Origin of the sequence: Cobetia sp. MC34 (assembly GCF_018340035.1) — a bacterium.
Taxonomy (GTDB): domain Bacteria; phylum Pseudomonadota; class Gammaproteobacteria; order Pseudomonadales; family Halomonadaceae; genus Cobetia; species Cobetia amphilecti.
On sequence record NZ_JADPPY010000002.1, the window covers coordinates 14,852 to 30,324 of the forward strand.

Below are 15,473 nucleotides of genomic sequence, written 5' to 3' on the forward strand. Positions count from 1 at the left end.
CGGGTGGGCTGTTCGCCGACCGTCAGCTGCGATCCACGGCGCTGACGACGTTGCTCTCGGCGCGGGCCTTTAGCTGGTCGAACACGCTGGGGTAGGCCGGACGCTCGACATACTGGCCGTGGCCGCGCTTGGCATGCAGTTCGCCATCGCGCCATGCCCAGTCGCCGCGGCTGATGGTGTGGCGCGGAATGCCCTTGACGGTGCGGCCTTCGAAGATGTTGAAGTCGATGTTCTGGTGGTGGGTCTTGGCCGAGATGGTGCGTTTGGCATTGGGGTCCCAGACCACGATATCGGCGTCGCTGCCGACGCGGATCGCACCCTTGCGCGGATAGAGATTGAAGATCTTGGCGGCGTTGGTGGAGGTTAGGCCGACGAAGTCCTCGGCGGAGAAGCGCCCGGTATTGACGCCTTCGTGCCACAGCATCGCCATGCGGTCCTCGACCCCGGCGGTGCCGTTGGGAATCTTCGAGAAGTCGTCCTTGCCCATCTCCTTCTGCTCGGCGCAGAAGCAGCAGTGATCGGTGGCGGTGGTCTGCAGGTCTCCGGACTGGATGCCGCCCCACAGTGCCTGACGATGCTCCAGCGAACGGAACGGCGGGCTCATCACGTGGCCGGCCGCGAATTCCCAGCTCTTGTTCTGATAGACCTCTTCATCGATCAGCAGATGGCCTGCCAGCACCTCGCCGTAGACCGGCTGACCGTGCTCGCGGGCGTAGCGGATCTCCTCCAGCGCATCGGCGGTGGAGACGTGGACCAGATACACCGGCGTGCCCAGGGTGCCGGCGATGCGGATGGCGCGGCTGGCGGCCTCGCCCTCGACCTGCGGCGGGCGTGACAGCGGATGCGCCTCCGGGCCGGTGATGCCGTCGGCGAGCAGTTTCTGCTGCAGGTGGTAGACCAGCTCGCCGTTCTCGGCATGCACGGTGGGAATCGCGCCCAGTTCCAGACAGCGCGCGAAGCTCGAGACGAGGGTGTCGTCCGGCGCCATGATGGCGTTCTTGTAGGCCATGAAGTGCTTGAAGCTGTTGACGCCGTAATCGGCGACCAGCGTCGCCATGTCCTGACTGACACTCTCGTCCCACCAGGTGACGGCGACGTGGAAGCTGTAGTCGCAGCACGACTTCTCGGCCCATTCGCGCCAGGTGTGATAGGCCTCCATCAGCGGCTGCTGCGGGGAGGGAATCACGAAATCGATGATCATGGTGGTGCCGCCGGCCAGCGCCGCGGCGGTGCCGGTCTGGAAGTCCTCGCTGGCCACGGTGCCCATGAAGGGCAGCTGCATGTGGGTGTGCGGGTCGATGCCGCCGGGCATCACCAGACAGCCGCTGGCGTCGATCACCTCGCAGTCGTCCGGGACGTCCAGGTCGGTGCCGATGGCGGTGATGGTCTCGCCGTCACACAGCACATCGGCGGTGTAGCGCTCTTCGTGGGTCTGGATGCTGCCGCCCTTGATCAGGATTGCCATGAATCTCTCCCGGCCGCATCGCGCGGCCTTGTCCGGCATTGAGTGTCAGGTCGTCTTGTTGTTGTCGTGCTGGTTGTCTGTCCGTCACTCGCCGTCGGTGAGGCGGGTATAGGCGTCCGGGCGACGGTCGCGGAAGAACTGCCAGTTGTTGCGCACCTCGCGCACCATCGCCATGTCGAGGTCGTGGATCAGCAGCTCATCCTCGGTGGCGCTGGCCTGGGCTTCGATCTGGCCGCGTGGATTCACGAAGTAGGAGGAGCCGTAGAACTCGCCGATATCCCAGGGCTGTTCATGGCCGACGCGGTTGATGGCGGCGATGTAGCAGCCATTGGCGGCGGCGGAGGCGGGCTGCTCCAGCTCCCACAGGTATTGGGAGAGGCCCGCGACGGTGGCGGAGGGATTGAAGATGATCTCGGCGCCGTTGAGCGCCAATGCGCGCCAGCCTTCCGGGAAGTGGCGGTCGTAGCAGATGTAGACGCCGATGCGCCCGTAGGCGGTGTCGAAGACCGGCCAGTAGGATTTGCCCGGCTTGAAGAAGAATTTCTCCCAGAAGCCCGCCACCTGCGGGATGTGGGTCTTGTGATACTTGCCCAGATAGCTGCCGTCGGCATCGATGACGGCGGCGGTGTTGTAGTACACCCCTGGCTGCACTTCCTCGTAGATGGGCACGATGATCACCATCTGATGCTTCTTCGCGTACTGCTGCATCAGGGTGACGGTGGGGCCGTCGGGCACGCGCTCGGCGGCGGCATACCACTTGGCATCCTGGCTCGGGCAGAAATAGGGCTGATTGAAGACTTCCTGGAAGCACAGGATCTTGACGCCTGCCTCACCGGCCTGGTCGATCAGCGGCAGGTGGGCCTCGTTCATGGCATCGCGGATCTGCGCGGGCTCGAGGTCGGTGGAGACGTTGAGTCCCATCTGGATGACGGCGCAGCGCAGCTTGCCGGCATCCTCGGTATAGGAGATGCGGGAATCGTTCGACATGTCTTCCTCATCGGGCGCTTGGCGCCGGTTGTTGTTGTCTTCAATGAGTGCTGGTGGACTGAACGGGTGGGCAGGGATAGCGCGAAATGGCCCCAGGAAAAACACGCCGCCTGCCTGGCAAGTCTGCATGTCGCTGGCAGGCATCGTGGGTCAGGAAAGGTCCGATTTAAATCCTGTCTCACCAGTCAGCTTAATGAACATTAGACAGTGTTCCCGCGTTCGGCAAGATGAAGTGTCAAATAAAGTCTTTTGGATTTATCTTGTTGTTATCAAAGAGTTTTTATTCAATAAAAGGCCATGTTTCACCATTGTGGTGCCTGCAGAATCAGCGTGGTTCACGTGATTTTCAAGGGAAAAGACGATGCACAACAGTGGCTTGTGATCGTTTGCGGGGGCATTGCGCAAGACCGCCTTGCACCAGCTTGGAACCTGACCATACTGACAGTTGGCGCGAACACAGCTTGTCGCCACCTGACAGGCGTCATGCATGAAAATACGCGCCATTGCATCTCAAGTTGTCTTGCAAGACAGGTTTGATTTGTCGGCAATAATCCGGCCGGCGGCATGCGATTTGCCACAGGGTTTTGCACACGAACTGCGCAAGGTGTTTCTTCTACACGGCCTGCCACAGATTCGTCTGCCGCAGAATCTTCTGCATCAGAATCTTCTGCATGCAGTGCCGAATGAAGTGTGCCTGATGAAGTGTGCCGAACGGGGAGGAGCGAAGAGGAGTCAGGAAAGCGACGGAGAAGGTGAGGAAGACAGGAAACGACAAGTGACACAAGGCAAGCGCAGTGCATCACCCTCAACAATAACAACAGCTGAACAGGTGAGGACTCATGGCCCCGACACAGACGCGCTCGCACATGGTGCGCAGCAATGAGGAAATGATCGAGCTGGTGGTGGCACAGGATGTCGCCCGCAGCCCGCGTTACAACGAGGATATCGCGCCGACCAGGAGTGCCGAGCGCACCTGGTCGCGCTGGAACATCGCCGCACTGTGGGTCGGCATGTCGATCTGCGTGCCGACCTACACCCTGGGTGGCGTCCTGACCGCCTACTTCGGCCTGAGCGTCGGCGAGGCGCTGTTCACGATTCTGGTCGCCAACCTGGTGGTGCTGATTCCGCTGACCCTCAACGCTTTCCCCGGCACGCGCTTCGGGATTCCCTTCCCGGTGGTGCTGCGCTCCTCCTTCGGCATCATCGGCTCCAACGTGCCATGCATGATTCGCGCGGTGGTCGCCTGTGGCTGGTTCGGTATCCAGACGATGTTCGGCGGGCTGGCGATCCACCTGCTGCTGTCGAGCCTCTCGGCCGACTGGAAGGCGCTGGGTGGGGTAGGCGAGGTCATCGGCTTCTTCGTGTTCTGGGCGCTCAACCTGTTCGTGGTGATTCGCGGCGCGGAATCCATCAAGTGGCTGGAGACACTCTCCGCGCCCTTGCTGCTGGCGGTGGGTGTCGGCCTGATGGTGTGGGCGCTGCCGCATACCTCGATCAGCGAGCTGTTGGCCCAGCCGCCGAATCGTCCCGAAGGCGATGGCGTGGCCAGCTACTTCATGGCGGGCCTGACCGCGATGGTCGGTTTCTGGGCGACGCTGTCGCTGAACATTCCTGACTTCAGCCGTTACGCGAAGAGCCAGAAGGACCAGATCGTCGGTCAGATCATCGGTCTGCCGCTGACGATGTTCTTCTTCGCGGCGCTCGGCGTGGTGTTGACCGCGGCGTCCAGCTCGCTGGTGGGCGAAACCATCTCTGACCCGGTCAACCTGATCGGGCGCATCGACAGCCCCGGCTGGGTCGCCATCGCCATGGTGCTGATCATCATCGCGACGCTCTCCACCAACACTGCGGCCAACATCGTCTCGCCGACCAACGACTTCCAGAACATCGCGCCGAAGTTCATCAACCAGACCCGCGGGGTGTTGCTGACCGGGCTGGTCGGGGTGCTGCTGATGGGCTTCGAGCTGATCAAGAAGATGGGCTGGATCGTCTCGGACGTCAGTCTCGAGAGTCTTTACTCCAACTGGCTGCTGGGCTATTCGAGTCTGCTGGGGCCGATCGCGGGGATCATGATCGTCGACTACTTCGTGATCCGTCGTCAGTCCTTTGATCTGCCGGCACTCTATCTGGATGGCAGCACCTATCCGGCCTTCAATCCGGCGGGCTTCATCGCCTTCTTCGTGCCGGTGGGGCTGACGGTGATCAGCTTCTCGCAGCCCGGGCTTTCCTGGTTCTACGACTACGGCTGGTTCACCGGCTCGCTGCTGGGGGCGCTGGTCTACTTCGTGGCCAGCAAGTTGCTGGTCAAGGCGCCGCCGGTGCATCTGCCCGAGGCAGTACCAGGCAGCGGGGCGCAGCGCGCCTGATGCCGCTGATGAGCATGGTGAGTGCAATGACAGACGGGCTGCCGATTGGCAGCCCGTCTGTCATTCGTCGGCTCATCAACTCATCCGCTCATCAACTCATCCGCTCATCAATCGGCAGCTCATCCGCGGCGGCGCGTCATGCGTCAAGGCCGGGGATGCCATCTTCGAAGCGCTCGACCATGAAGTCGACGAACTGGCGCACCTTGGGCGAGAGGTGGCGGTGGCGGGGATAGACGATCCACACCCCGGTATCGCGCACCTGGTACTCATCCAGCACCGAGATCAGCTTGCCGCTGGCCAGATGGGGCGCGACGTAATAGTCGGGAATCTGGGCAAGGCCGAGGCCCTTGAGCGTGGCGTCCAATAGCGCCGGGCCAGAGTTGGCCTGCCAGCTGCCGGTGATGCGCACCTCACGGCGCTGGCCCTCGACCTCGAACAGCCACTCGCGCTTGGAACCGGCCAGACAGCGGTGGCTGGAGAGCTCGGCCAGGGTGTGCGGGCGCGGTGCCTGCTGGAAGTAGTCATGCGAGGCGACGACGAATTCGCGGCGGTCCACCAGCCGCCTTGCGATCAGCGAGGAATCCTTGAGCACGCCCATGCGGATGGCGACGTCGAAGCCCTCGTCGATCAGTTCCACCGGGCGGTTGGTGAAGTGCATCTGCACTTCCAGTTGCGGGTGCAGCAGCTGAAAGTCGTTGACCAGCGGCGCGACGTAGCGCTCGCCGAAGGTGGTGGCGCTGGTCAGCTTGAGCACGCCGCTGGGGCGAGCGTGGAAGTCGCCGATGGCCTGTTCGGCGGCGCGGAAGCCATCGAAGAGGTGATGGCAGTGCTCGAAATACACCTGTCCGGCATCGGTGAGACGCGTCTGACGGGTGGTGCGGTAGAGCAATTGGGTATCGAGCTGGGCTTCCAACTGGCTGATCAGACGACTGACATGTGAGCTGGACACCCCGAGATGACGGGCGGCACCGGAAAATGAGCCGATCCTGACGACTTCCACGAAGGCTTCGATACGGTCCCAGCGCTGCATGCTGGCTCCTCTTTCATTGTTGTTGAGTGGCAATAATCATCTGAGTGCCGACGGCTTAATCCCACCCGCATGACTGCGTAGACTGTGCTCCATGCCAAGCCCGCAAGGATGAACCGCAAGGACGAGCCCAGTGCCTGTCGCGTGGGGAGTCCCTCGGGCGACTCATCCATGCAACCTGTCAGGTGCTGCTACCTTTCAGGGTGGCCTCCGTGGTGATCGTCACCACACCAGGGGGCATGAGATTGGCAGCCAGTTTACCGCTATTGATGCTCACTAGGAGAGATTCATGAAATCACGTGCTGCGATTGCGCTGGAAGCCGGCAAGCCGCTGGAACTGGTCGAGATCGATGTCGAAGGGCCGAAGGCCGGTGAGGTGCTGGTACGCATCGTCAATACCGCCGTCTGTCACACCGATGCGTTCACCCTGTCCGGCGCAGACCCGGAAGGCCTGTTCCCGTCCGTGCTGGGCCACGAAGGCGCCGGTATCGTCGAGGAAGTGGGCGAAGGCGTGACTGGCCTGGTGCCGGGCGACCACGTCATTCCGCTCTACACCGCCGAATGCGGCAAGTGCAAGTTCTGCCTCTCCGGCAAGACCAATCTGTGCAGCGCCGTGCGTGCCACCCAGGGTCGCGGCCTGATGCCGGACGGCACCTCGCGCTTCTCTCTCGATGGCAAGATGCTGCACCACTACATGGGCACCTCTACCTTCTCCGAATACACCGTGGTGCCGGAAGTCTCGCTGGCCAAGGTGTCCAAGGAAGCCCCGCTGGACAAGATCTGCCTGCTGGGCTGTGGCGTCACCACCGGTATCGGCGCGGTGATGAACACCGCCAAGGTCGAGCCGGGCTCTACCGTCGCCATCTTCGGCCTCGGTGCCATCGGTCTGGCCGCCATCCAGGGTGCGGTGATGGCCAAGGCGTCGCGCATCATCGTCATCGACATCAATGAAGACAAGTTCGACCTGGCTCGCAAGTTCGGCGCCACTGACTTCGTCAACCCGAGCAAGCTGTCCGTGCCGGTCCAGGAAGCCATCGTCGACATGACCGACGGCGGCGTCGACTACTCCTTCGAGTGCATCGGCAACGTCAACGTCATGCGTGCGGCGCTCGAGTGCGCGCACAAGGGCTGGGGCGAATCCATCATCATCGGCGTCGCCGGTGCCGGTGAAGAGATCTCCACCCGTCCGTTCCAGCTGGTGACCGGGCGCGTCTGGAAAGGCTCCGCCTTCGGTGGCGTCAAGGGCCGTACCGAACTGCCGGGCTACGTCGAGCGTTACATGGACGGCGCGATCAATCTGGACGACTTCATCACTCACCAGATGCCGTTCGAGAAGATCAACGAATCCTTCGATCTGCTGCACGAAGGCAAGTCGATCCGTACCGTGCTGAGCTTCTGATCCGGGGCTGAACTGCCGCCGGGCAACACGGAAACACCTGTTGCCCGGTGAGGTCTGGAACGCGAAACGGCGTCGGCTTGCCGACGCCGTTTTCATGGGCGATATCACAAGGGAGAGCATGATGACCGCGACCGAACAACTCGAGCTGGTCAGCGCCAACAAGGTGCATGGCGGCTGGCTCAAGCGTTACCGTCACCGCAGCGGCAGCCTGGATTGCGACATGGTGTTCGCCATCTATCTGCCACCCCAGGCCGAACAGGGCCCGGTGCCGATGCTGTGGTGGCTGTCGGGGCTGACCTGCACCGACGAGAACTTCATGCAGAAGGCCGGCGCGCAGAAGAAGGCGGCGGAGCTGGGCATCGCCCTGATCTGCCCGGACACCAGTCCGCGCGGCGTCAATCTGGATGGCGAAGACGACAGCTACGACTTCGGCAGTGGCGCAGGCTTCTACGTCAATGCCACCCGCGAGCCGTGGGCGCGTCATTACCGCATGTATGACTACGTCACCGAGGAGCTGCCGGCGCTCGTCAAGCGGCACTTCCCGGTGGATGGCGAGCGTGAGTCGATCTCCGGTCACTCCATGGGTGGCCACGGCGCGCTGATCTGCGCGCTGAAGAATCCTGGCCGCTATCGTTCGGTCTCGGCCTTCGCGCCGATCGTCAATCCGATGGCCTGCCCGTGGGGCGAGAAAGCCTTCAGCGGCTATCTCGGTGATGACCGCACCCAGTGGGCGCAGTGGGACACCTGCGAACTGGTCAAGCAGGCGAGCAAGAGCGGCGCCGCGCGTCAGGAGCTGTTCGTCGAGCAGGGCGAGAGTGATCAGTTCCTCGAGGAGCAGCTCAAGCCGGAGCGCCTGGAGGCGGTCTGCGCCGAGCTGGATCACCCGCTGGTCCTGCGTCGTCAGCCCGGCTACGACCACAGCTACTTCTTCATGGCCAGCTTCATCGATGAGCATTTGACCTACCACGCGAAACACCTCCTTTGAGGTGTGAGTGTGGTAGCTGGTAGAGATGAATAGACACGCGAAACACCTCCTTTGAGGTGTGAGTGTGGTCGCCGGTAGAAATGAAAAGCATGCGAAGCACCTGCTTTGAGGTGAGCCTCAGGCGTTGAGGTATGACAGTGCCAATCGCAGCTGATCGCTCGCCGAGCAGAGACACTGCGTGAAAGACAGAAACGACAGTCCCGCTATCGATTGATGGATAGCGGGTCTGTCGTTTTTTCGTCATGAAAAGCGGCGTTTTTCAGAACCTTCAGGCATGAAGGCCCGTTCTGGTGGCGTTTGCTTATGCTGCGTCAGTGGTAGCCAACTCGGGCGTTATTCTGTGCCGTACGGCAACGATGATTTGCTGCACAGCGGCGATAAAGTCACTGCGCCAGGCAGGCGCGATGGTTTACTGTCGAGAGGTGGACAACGCACGACGTCCAGGCAGTGAATCACGACATCCCTGACGCTATCGGAATTGCAGAGGTCGCTTATTGACCTCCCCCTGATGGGGCCGATCGCCGATGTCGTCGCTGCTGGAGCCGACCCTCCGGGTTCGCTCCCTGCTGAGACCCAATAACGATAATACTGCGGACCCCCGCCGGCCTCATCAGGCCACGGGAGAGGGCACCACGAGGCCCCGGTCTGCCACTCAAGCAGATATAGAGAAGGACTCCCCTCATGGCATTGACCAGTGGCCGTTTCGCCCGCCCGTACGAAGCTCACTCATCCGCTGCAGGAATGGCCGGCGAGACGCGCCAGCCGCAGACCATCGGCTTCCTGCTGCTCGACAGCTTCACGCTCATCTCGCTGGCCTCGGCGGTGGAACCGCTGCGCATGGCCAATCAGCTGGCCGGACGCGAGCTGTACCGCTGGTATACCGTGACGCTGGAAGGCGCCCCCGTGCGTGCCAGCGATGGCCTGCAGGTCACGCCCGATACCTCCACCGAGGCCTGCCCGCCGCTGGATATCGTCATCGTGTGCGGTGGCGTCGGCATCCAGCGCTCCGTGCATCGCCCGCATGTCAGCTGGCTGCAGGCGCAGGCGCGTGCCGGCCGCAAGCTGGGTGCCGTCTGCACCGGCAGCTGGGCGCTGGCCCAGGCAGGGCTGCTCGAAGGCCATGAGACCAGCATCCACTGGGAGTGTCTGGCCGCGATGCAGGAAGCCTTCCCGCGCGTGCCGTTGACCACACGACTGTTCTCCATCGATCAGGACCGCGCCACGGCCTCCGGCGGTACCGCGCCGATGGACATGATGCTGACCATGATCGGTCGCGAGCATGGCCGCGAGCTGGCGGCGGGCATCTCCGAGATGTTCATCTGCGATCGCGTACGTGGCGAGCAGGACCAGCAGCGCGTGCCGCTCAAGCATGTGCTGGGCACCACCCAGCCCAAGCTTCTGGAAATCGTCGCGCTGATGGAGGCCAATCTGGAAGAGCCCATCGGCCTGGACGAGCTGGCGCACTATGTCGATGTCTCGCGCCGTCAGCTGGAGCGGCTGTTCCAGCGGTATCTGCACTGCTCGCCGTCGCGCCACTACCTCAAGCTGCGCCTGACCCGCGCGCGTCAGCTGCTCAAGCAGACGGCGCTGTCGATCATCGAGGTGGCCTCGGCCTGCGGCTTCGTGTCCACGCCGCACTTCTCCAAGTGCTACCGCGAGTACTTCGGCATGCCGCCGCGTGACGAGCGCATCGGTGGCGAGCGCAGTGTCAGCGTGCTGGAGGTGCCGTGTCGCGCCGATGGCGATCATCAGCTGACCGGTGTCGCCAGTCTGGAAGGGCTGCTGCACCAGTCGATCGGCCAGAGCATGGTCGGCAATGCGCCCCTGCAACCGGCCAGCGAGTCCCCCGTCTCCTCGGCGATTCTGGCACTGGCCAATGCGCGCGGTGAGCCGACCTACGCCAGCGTGCGCCTGCAGGGCTGACGCCTGCCGACTGACGCCAGCTTCCCGCAATGTCCAACGCCTCTGCCTCTCCGGCAGGGGCGTTGTCGTTTTCACAGGAGCCACCGGCACGCTCTGGTACACTCGAAGGCACCAGGAAGCAGTGGCTGACACGACAATGGCTCGGCGGCGAGCCACGACACGCACGACAGGGGACGGCAAGGGATGGCACGAGGACAGCAACGCAGGCAGGCAGGCACGGAGCGTGTGGCGGGTGTTCGGCGCGGGGCGACACGCCGCCCGGCGCCGCGTGCCGGCATGCGCCCGATGGAGCGCCTGCGCTGGCTGGCGGTGTGGGCATTCAAGGTCGTCGCCTGCTGGATGGTGGCCTGCATCGGCCTGGTGGTATTGCTGCGCTTCGTGCCGTTGCCGGTGTCGATGGTGATGCTGGAGAAGTGGGGCTATGGCCTGGTCACCGGCGAGCCGATGGCGCTGCAGCATGATTGGGTGCCGATGGAGCAGATTTCCGACAATGCCCGTCTGGCGGTGATCGCCTCGGAAGACCAGAAATTCCCCGATCACTACGGCTTCGATGTCGATCAGATCGTCAAGGCCATTGATGCACGGCTGGCCGGTGAGCGTCTGCGTGGCGCCAGTACCATCAGCCAGCAGACCGCCAAGAATGTCTTCCTGTGGAACGGGCGCAGCTGGGTGCGCAAGGGGCTGGAGGTCTGGTTCACCATCCTGATCGAGATGATCTGGCCCAAGGAGCGCATTCTCGAGGTCTACCTGAATGTCGCCGAATGGGGGCCGGGGGTCTTCGGCGTCGAGGCAGCGGCCGAGCATCACTTCAATACCGATGCCGCCAGCCTTTCCGCCTACCAGGCCAGTCTGCTGGCGGCGGTATTGCCCAACCCGATCCGCTTCAATGCCGGCAAGCCCTCGGCCTATATCCAGCGCCGCGCCAGCTGGACGCGCCGTCAGATGAACAATCTCGGCATGGGCTACTTGAAGCGTCTGGAGCAGCCGCGTGGCTGGCTGAGCTGGGACCTGCTGCCTTCGCTGAAAGAGCTGTCACCCGCGCATTGACCGGCTTGTCGCTACACCATCGGCTGTCCCGCGACGCCCCGGCTCTCTCGAGTCGGGGCGTCGTCGTTTCAGAAACGACAGCCCTGACGCGATTCGATAGCCACGGGTCGCATCTGGCGTCAGAGGGGAAAGAGGGCAGGACTATGCTGGCACAGCCTGCTGGAGATCGTGTTCCGGCAGGCCCTGTCCGCCGGGTACGGGCAGTGACCTGACTTCCAGAGCCGCCTGCCCAGCGCCGGAGCGACATGATGTCCGAATTCTCCTCCTCCTTCGGTGGGTCCGATGCGGCCCGCGCCCTGCACGATGACAGCATCGTCATCGATGGTCTGGTGATCGCCAAGTGGCAGCGCGAGCTGTTCGAGGACATGCGCAAGGGCGGTCTGACCGCTGCCAACTGCACTGTCTCGGTCTGGGAAGGCTTCCAGGCGACCGTCAACAACATCGTCAAGAGCAACCAGCTGATCGCCGAGAGCAGTGATCTGGTCTGCGTGGCGCGCACGGCCGCCGACATCCGCGCCGCCAAGGCCGCCGGCAAGACCGGCATCATCTACGGCTTCCAGAATGCCAACGCCTATGAAGACCAGATCGGCTATGTCGATGTCTTCAAGCAGCTCGGCGTGGGCATCGTGCAGATGTGCTACAACACCCAGAATCTGGTCGGCACCGGCTGCTACGAGCGCGACGGCGGCCTGTCCGGTTTCGGCCGCGAGATGGTCGCCGAGATGAACCGCGTCGGCGTGATGTGTGATCTCTCCCACGTCGGCTCGAAGACCTCCGAGGAAGTCATCCTCGAATCCAGGGTACCTGTCTGCTATTCCCACTGCGCGCCGGCCGGTCTCAAGGACCACCCGCGCAACAAGTCCGATGCCGAGCTGCGCTTCATCGCCGAACACGGCGGTTTCGTCGGCGTCACCATGTTCACCCCCTTCCTCAAGGCCGGCGTCAACGCCACCGTCGACGACTACGTCGAGGCCATCGAATACGTGATGAACCTGGTCGGCGAGGATGCCATCGGCATCGGCACCGACTTCACCCAGGGCCACGGCCAGGACTTCTTCGAGTGGCTGACCCACGACAAGGGCTACGCCCGTCGTCTCACCAACTTCGGCAAGATCGTCAATCCGGAAGGCATCCGCACCATCGGCGAGTTCCCCAATCTGACCGAGGCGCTGCTGCGTCGCGGCATGAGCGAGCATCAGGTGCGCAAGATCATGGGCGAGAACTGGCTGCGCACGCTGGAAAATGTCTGGGGCGGCTGAGTCTGGCTGCCTGTGCCTTTTATTGATCGCTCTTACTTGACCGCACTTTCCTGATCCTTCTTTCCTGATCTCTCTTTTGCAATTCCCTCAAGCCCCCTTTGGAGGACACCGACATGAGCAAGATGGCCCCTGAACTGCCGATCGAAGTGGATAGCGAGACTGGCGTCTGGACGTCCGATGCGCTGCCGATGCTGTACGTGCCGCGCCACTTCTTCATCAACAACCATGTCGCGGTGGAAGAGGCGCTGGGCGTGGAGAAATACGCCGAGATTCTCTATCACGCCGGCTACAAGAGCGCCTGGCACTGGTGTGAGAAGGAAGCCGAGCTGCATGGCCTGGTCGGCGTGGAAGTCTTCGAGCACTACATGAAGCGCCTGTCGCAGCGCGGCTGGGGTCTGTTCATCACCGAGGAGATCGATCTGGAGCGCGGTACCTGCAAGGTGCGCCTGGAACACTCCTGCTTCGTCTATCAGCAGGGCAAGACCGGCACCAGGCTCGAGTACATGTTCACCGGCTGGTTCGCCGGCGCGATGGACCAGATTCTGGCTGCGCGTGGCAGCGAGCTGCGCACCGTCGCCGTGCAGACCCAGAGCGGCGGTGAGGAAGGCTGTGACGTGGGATATTTCGAGGTCGCTCCCGGAACAGTGTGACGTTTTCGGATCCGCCACTCTCTATTCCATGGCTCGGGTCAAGGCCCAGACCCGGCCCAGGCAAAAGGCAACAGCACAAGCCGGCTGCCCGTTCATCTCTCTGTCACGACACTCACCACCCACAACAACGACAACGCAACGCCTGAGCGCCGCCTTTCCTGACATGCAAGACGCCTGACGCCGACCCCGCCGCCACCAGCAACGACTCGTGGCGGCGGGCAGGCCAGGCCAGCGTGACGAGGCGGCGCTCTCCCCGGCGAGGAGCTCTCACCATGGCATTCGACGCACTCTTCCAGCCGATCGAGATCGGCAAGCTGACCATCCGCAACCGCGTCGTCAGTACCGCCCACGCCGAGGTGTATGCCACCGATGGCGGCATGACCACCGAGCGCTACGTGCGCTACTACGAAGAGAAGGCCAAGGGCGGGTGTGGCCTGTGCATCTGTGGTGGCTCCTCGGTGGTCTCCATCGACAGCCCGCAGGGCTGGTGGAGCTCCGTCAATCTGTCGACCGACCGCATCATTCCGCATTTCCAGAATCTGGCCGATGCCGTGCACAAGCATGGCGGCAAGATCATGATCCAGATTACCCACATGGGCCGTCGCTCGCGCTGGGACGGCTTCGACTGGACCTCGCTGATGTCGCCGTCCGGCATCCGCGAGCCGGTGCACCGCTCCACCTGCAAGACCATCGAGGTGGAGGAGATCCAGCGCATCATCGCCGATTTCGCCCAGGCGGCGCGGCGTGCCAAGGAAGGCGGCCTGGACGGCGTCGAGCTGTCCGCCGTGCACCAGCACCTGATCGACCAGTTCTGGAGCCCGCGCGTCAACAAGCGCACCGATGAGTGGGGCGGCAGCTTCGAGGGCCGCATGAAGTTCGGTCTCGAGGTGCTCAAGGCGGTGCGCGCCGAAGTCGGCGACGACTTCGTGGTCGGCATGCGCATCTGTGGCGATGAATTCCATCCCGATGGCCTGTCCCACGACGACATGAAGCAGATCGCGGCCTATTACGACGCCACCGGCCTGCTCGACTTCTTCGGCGTGATCGGCTCCGGCTGTGATACCCACAACAGCCTCGCCAATGTCATTCCCAACATGTCCTACCCGCCGGAACCCTTCCTGCACCTGGCCTCCGGCATCAAGGAAGTCGTCTCGATTCCGGTGATCCACGCCCAGAACATCAAGGACCCCAACCAGGCCGAGCGTATCCTGGAAGGCGGCTATGTCGACATGGTCGGCATGACCCGCGCCCACATCGCCGATCCGCACATCATCGCCAAGATCAAGATGGGCCAGCTCGACCAGATCAAGCAGTGCGTCGGCGCCAACTACTGCATCGACCGCCAGTATCAGGGCCTCGACGTGCTGTGCATCCAGAATGCCGCCACCTCGCGCGAATACATGGGCCTGCCGCATCAGATCGAGAAGACCAGCGGCCCGGTGCGCAAGGTTGTCATCGTCGGGGGCGGTCCGGCCGGCATGGAGGCAGCCCGCGTGTGCGCCGAACGCGGCCACGACGTGACGCTGTTCGAGGCCCGTGACGAGCTGGGCGGTCAGATCACCATCGCGGCCAAGGCGCCGCAGCGCGATCAGATCGCCGGCATCACGCGCTGGTATCAGCTGGAACTGGCGCGCCTGAAGGTTGACCTGCGCCTGGGCACGCGGGCCGATGAGGGCACCATCCGTGACCTGCGCGGCGATGTGGTGATCCTCGCGGTGGGCGGTCGTCCGTTCATGGACCAGTTCGCGTCCTGGGGCTACGACGAAGACCCGGCCAAGAGCCTGATCGTCTCTTCATGGGACGTGCTGGACGGGCGCGTCGCGCCGGGCAGCAACGTGCTGATCTACGACAGCATCTGCGAGTTCTCCGGGGTCTCGGTGGCCGACTATCTGGCCGACAAGGGCGCCAGGGTCGAGATCGTCACCGACGACATCAAGCCGGGTGCGGCGGTCGGCGGCACCACCTTCCCGACCTACTACCGCAGCCTGTATGCCAAGGAAGTCGTGATGACCTCCGACATGGTGCTGCATGAGGTCTACCGCGAGGGTGAGGGCCTGGTGGCGGTGCTCGAGAACGAATACACCGGCACGCTGGAAGAGCGCGTCGTCGATCAGATCGTGGTCGAGAACGGCGTGCGCCCGGATGAGGCGCTCTACTACGCCTTCAAGGACGGCTCGCTCAACAAGGGCCAGATCGACGTCGAGTCGCTCTACGCCATCAAGCCGCAGCCGTGCCTGAGCCAGGCCACCGAAGGCAATGATTACCTGCTGTTCCGCCTCGGTGACTGCAACGCACCGCGCAACACCCACGCCGCCATCTATGACGCCCTGCGTCTGTGCAAGGACTTCTGATGACGTGATCTGCC

The 15,473-nt window shown here is 63.2% G+C and carries 12 protein-coding genes; 9 read left to right on the top strand and 3 right to left on the bottom strand.

Annotated elements, in window-relative coordinates:
* Positions 1–22: 22 nt before the first annotated feature.
* Together hydA and IZU87_RS01445 are read right to left on the bottom strand one after the other, a co-directional pair.
* Positions 23–1,465 carry a dihydropyrimidinase gene (hydA, locus tag IZU87_RS01440; RefSeq protein ID WP_213113460.1) on the bottom strand — a complete coding sequence of 481 codons (1,443 nt, stop codon included), beginning with the start codon at positions 1,463–1,465 and terminating at the stop codon, positions 23–25.
* An 84-nt stretch (positions 1,466–1,549) separates the two neighbouring features.
* Positions 1,550–2,452 (bottom strand): nitrilase-related carbon-nitrogen hydrolase, encoded by a 903-nt coding sequence (locus IZU87_RS01445; protein ID WP_213113461.1) that lies wholly within the window; start codon positions 2,450–2,452, stop codon positions 1,550–1,552.
* A gap of 487 nt (positions 2,453–2,939) precedes the next feature.
* On the opposite strand from IZU87_RS01445, the gene IZU87_RS01450 reads away from it, so the two are divergent.
* Together IZU87_RS01450 and IZU87_RS01455 are read left to right on the top strand one after the other, a co-directional pair.
* On the top strand, positions 2,940–3,335 hold the full coding sequence (locus IZU87_RS01450) for a hypothetical protein (protein WP_213113462.1): 396 nt from the start codon (positions 2,940–2,942) through the stop codon (positions 3,333–3,335).
* Positions 3,292–4,818, top strand: coding sequence for an NCS1 family nucleobase:cation symporter-1 (locus IZU87_RS01455; RefSeq protein ID WP_213113463.1), 1,527 nt, complete (start codon positions 3,292–3,294; stop codon positions 4,816–4,818). The genes IZU87_RS01450 and IZU87_RS01455 overlap by 44 nt, the downstream gene beginning before the upstream one ends.
* Before the next feature lie 136 nt (positions 4,819–4,954).
* Here IZU87_RS01455 and IZU87_RS01460 read toward each other — a convergent pair whose 3' ends face one another.
* Positions 4,955–5,848 (bottom strand): LysR family transcriptional regulator, encoded by an 894-nt coding sequence (locus IZU87_RS01460; protein WP_213113464.1) that lies wholly within the window; start codon positions 5,846–5,848, stop codon positions 4,955–4,957.
* Positions 5,849–6,134: 286 nt separating this feature from the next.
* Here IZU87_RS01460 and IZU87_RS01465 point away from each other — a divergent pair, with 286 nt between their 5' ends.
* The 7 genes from IZU87_RS01465 (at position 6,135) to dgcA (ending at position 15,459) form a co-directional block, all read left to right on the top strand.
* Positions 6,135–7,244, top strand: a complete 1,110-nt coding sequence (locus IZU87_RS01465; protein WP_213113465.1) for an S-(hydroxymethyl)glutathione dehydrogenase/class III alcohol dehydrogenase — start codon at positions 6,135–6,137, stop codon at positions 7,242–7,244.
* Between the two features lie 121 nt (positions 7,245–7,365).
* Positions 7,366–8,229 carry an S-formylglutathione hydrolase gene (gene fghA / locus IZU87_RS01470; protein ID WP_131431246.1) on the top strand — a complete coding sequence of 288 codons (864 nt, stop codon included), beginning with the start codon at positions 7,366–7,368 and terminating at the stop codon, positions 8,227–8,229.
* Between the two features lie 741 nt (positions 8,230–8,970).
* Positions 8,971–10,152, top strand: a complete 1,182-nt coding sequence (gbdR, locus tag IZU87_RS01475) for a choline metabolism transcriptional regulator GbdR (protein WP_249330391.1) — start codon at positions 8,971–8,973, stop codon at positions 10,150–10,152.
* Between the two features lie 285 nt (positions 10,153–10,437).
* Positions 10,438–11,199 (top strand): monofunctional biosynthetic peptidoglycan transglycosylase, encoded by a 762-nt coding sequence (gene mtgA / locus IZU87_RS01480; protein WP_502711601.1) that lies wholly within the window; start codon positions 10,438–10,440, stop codon positions 11,197–11,199.
* Positions 11,200–11,447: 248 nt separating this feature from the next.
* Complete coding sequence (locus IZU87_RS01485; protein ID WP_107335565.1) at positions 11,448–12,458, top strand: dipeptidase; 1,011 nt, start codon at positions 11,448–11,450, stop codon at positions 12,456–12,458.
* A 113-nt stretch (positions 12,459–12,571) separates the two neighbouring features.
* Positions 12,572–13,108: a DUF5943 domain-containing protein gene (locus IZU87_RS01490; protein ID WP_107335564.1), complete on the top strand. Its 537-nt coding sequence runs from the start codon at positions 12,572–12,574 to the stop codon at positions 13,106–13,108.
* A 272-nt stretch (positions 13,109–13,380) separates the two neighbouring features.
* Positions 13,381–15,459, top strand: a complete 2,079-nt coding sequence (dgcA, locus tag IZU87_RS01495; RefSeq protein ID WP_213113467.1) for a dimethylglycine demethylation protein DgcA — start codon at positions 13,381–13,383, stop codon at positions 15,457–15,459.
* Positions 15,460–15,473 lie beyond the last annotated feature (14 nt).

Excerpts from the sequence above, each read along its gene's own strand:
- hydA (WP_213113460.1), bottom strand. The coding sequence starts at position 1,465 with ATGGCAATCCTGATCAAGGGCGGCAGCATCCAGACCCACGAAGAGCGC.
- IZU87_RS01445 (WP_213113461.1), bottom strand. The coding sequence starts at position 2,452 with ATGTCGAACGATTCCCGCATCTCCTATACCGAGGATGCCGGCAAGCTG.
- IZU87_RS01450 (WP_213113462.1), top strand. The coding sequence starts at position 2,940 with ATGAAAATACGCGCCATTGCATCTCAAGTTGTCTTGCAAGACAGGTTT.
- IZU87_RS01455 (WP_213113463.1), top strand. The coding sequence starts at position 3,292 with ATGGCCCCGACACAGACGCGCTCGCACATGGTGCGCAGCAATGAGGAA.
- IZU87_RS01460 (WP_213113464.1), bottom strand. The coding sequence starts at position 5,848 with ATGCAGCGCTGGGACCGTATCGAAGCCTTCGTGGAAGTCGTCAGGATC.
- IZU87_RS01465 (WP_213113465.1), top strand. The coding sequence starts at position 6,135 with ATGAAATCACGTGCTGCGATTGCGCTGGAAGCCGGCAAGCCGCTGGAA.
- fghA (WP_131431246.1), top strand. The coding sequence starts at position 7,366 with ATGACCGCGACCGAACAACTCGAGCTGGTCAGCGCCAACAAGGTGCAT.
- gbdR (WP_249330391.1), top strand. The coding sequence starts at position 8,971 with ATGGCCGGCGAGACGCGCCAGCCGCAGACCATCGGCTTCCTGCTGCTC.
- mtgA (WP_502711601.1), top strand. The coding sequence starts at position 10,438 with ATGGAGCGCCTGCGCTGGCTGGCGGTGTGGGCATTCAAGGTCGTCGCC.
- IZU87_RS01485 (WP_107335565.1), top strand. The coding sequence starts at position 11,448 with ATGTCCGAATTCTCCTCCTCCTTCGGTGGGTCCGATGCGGCCCGCGCC.
- IZU87_RS01490 (WP_107335564.1), top strand. The coding sequence starts at position 12,572 with ATGAGCAAGATGGCCCCTGAACTGCCGATCGAAGTGGATAGCGAGACT.
- dgcA (WP_213113467.1), top strand. The coding sequence starts at position 13,381 with ATGGCATTCGACGCACTCTTCCAGCCGATCGAGATCGGCAAGCTGACC.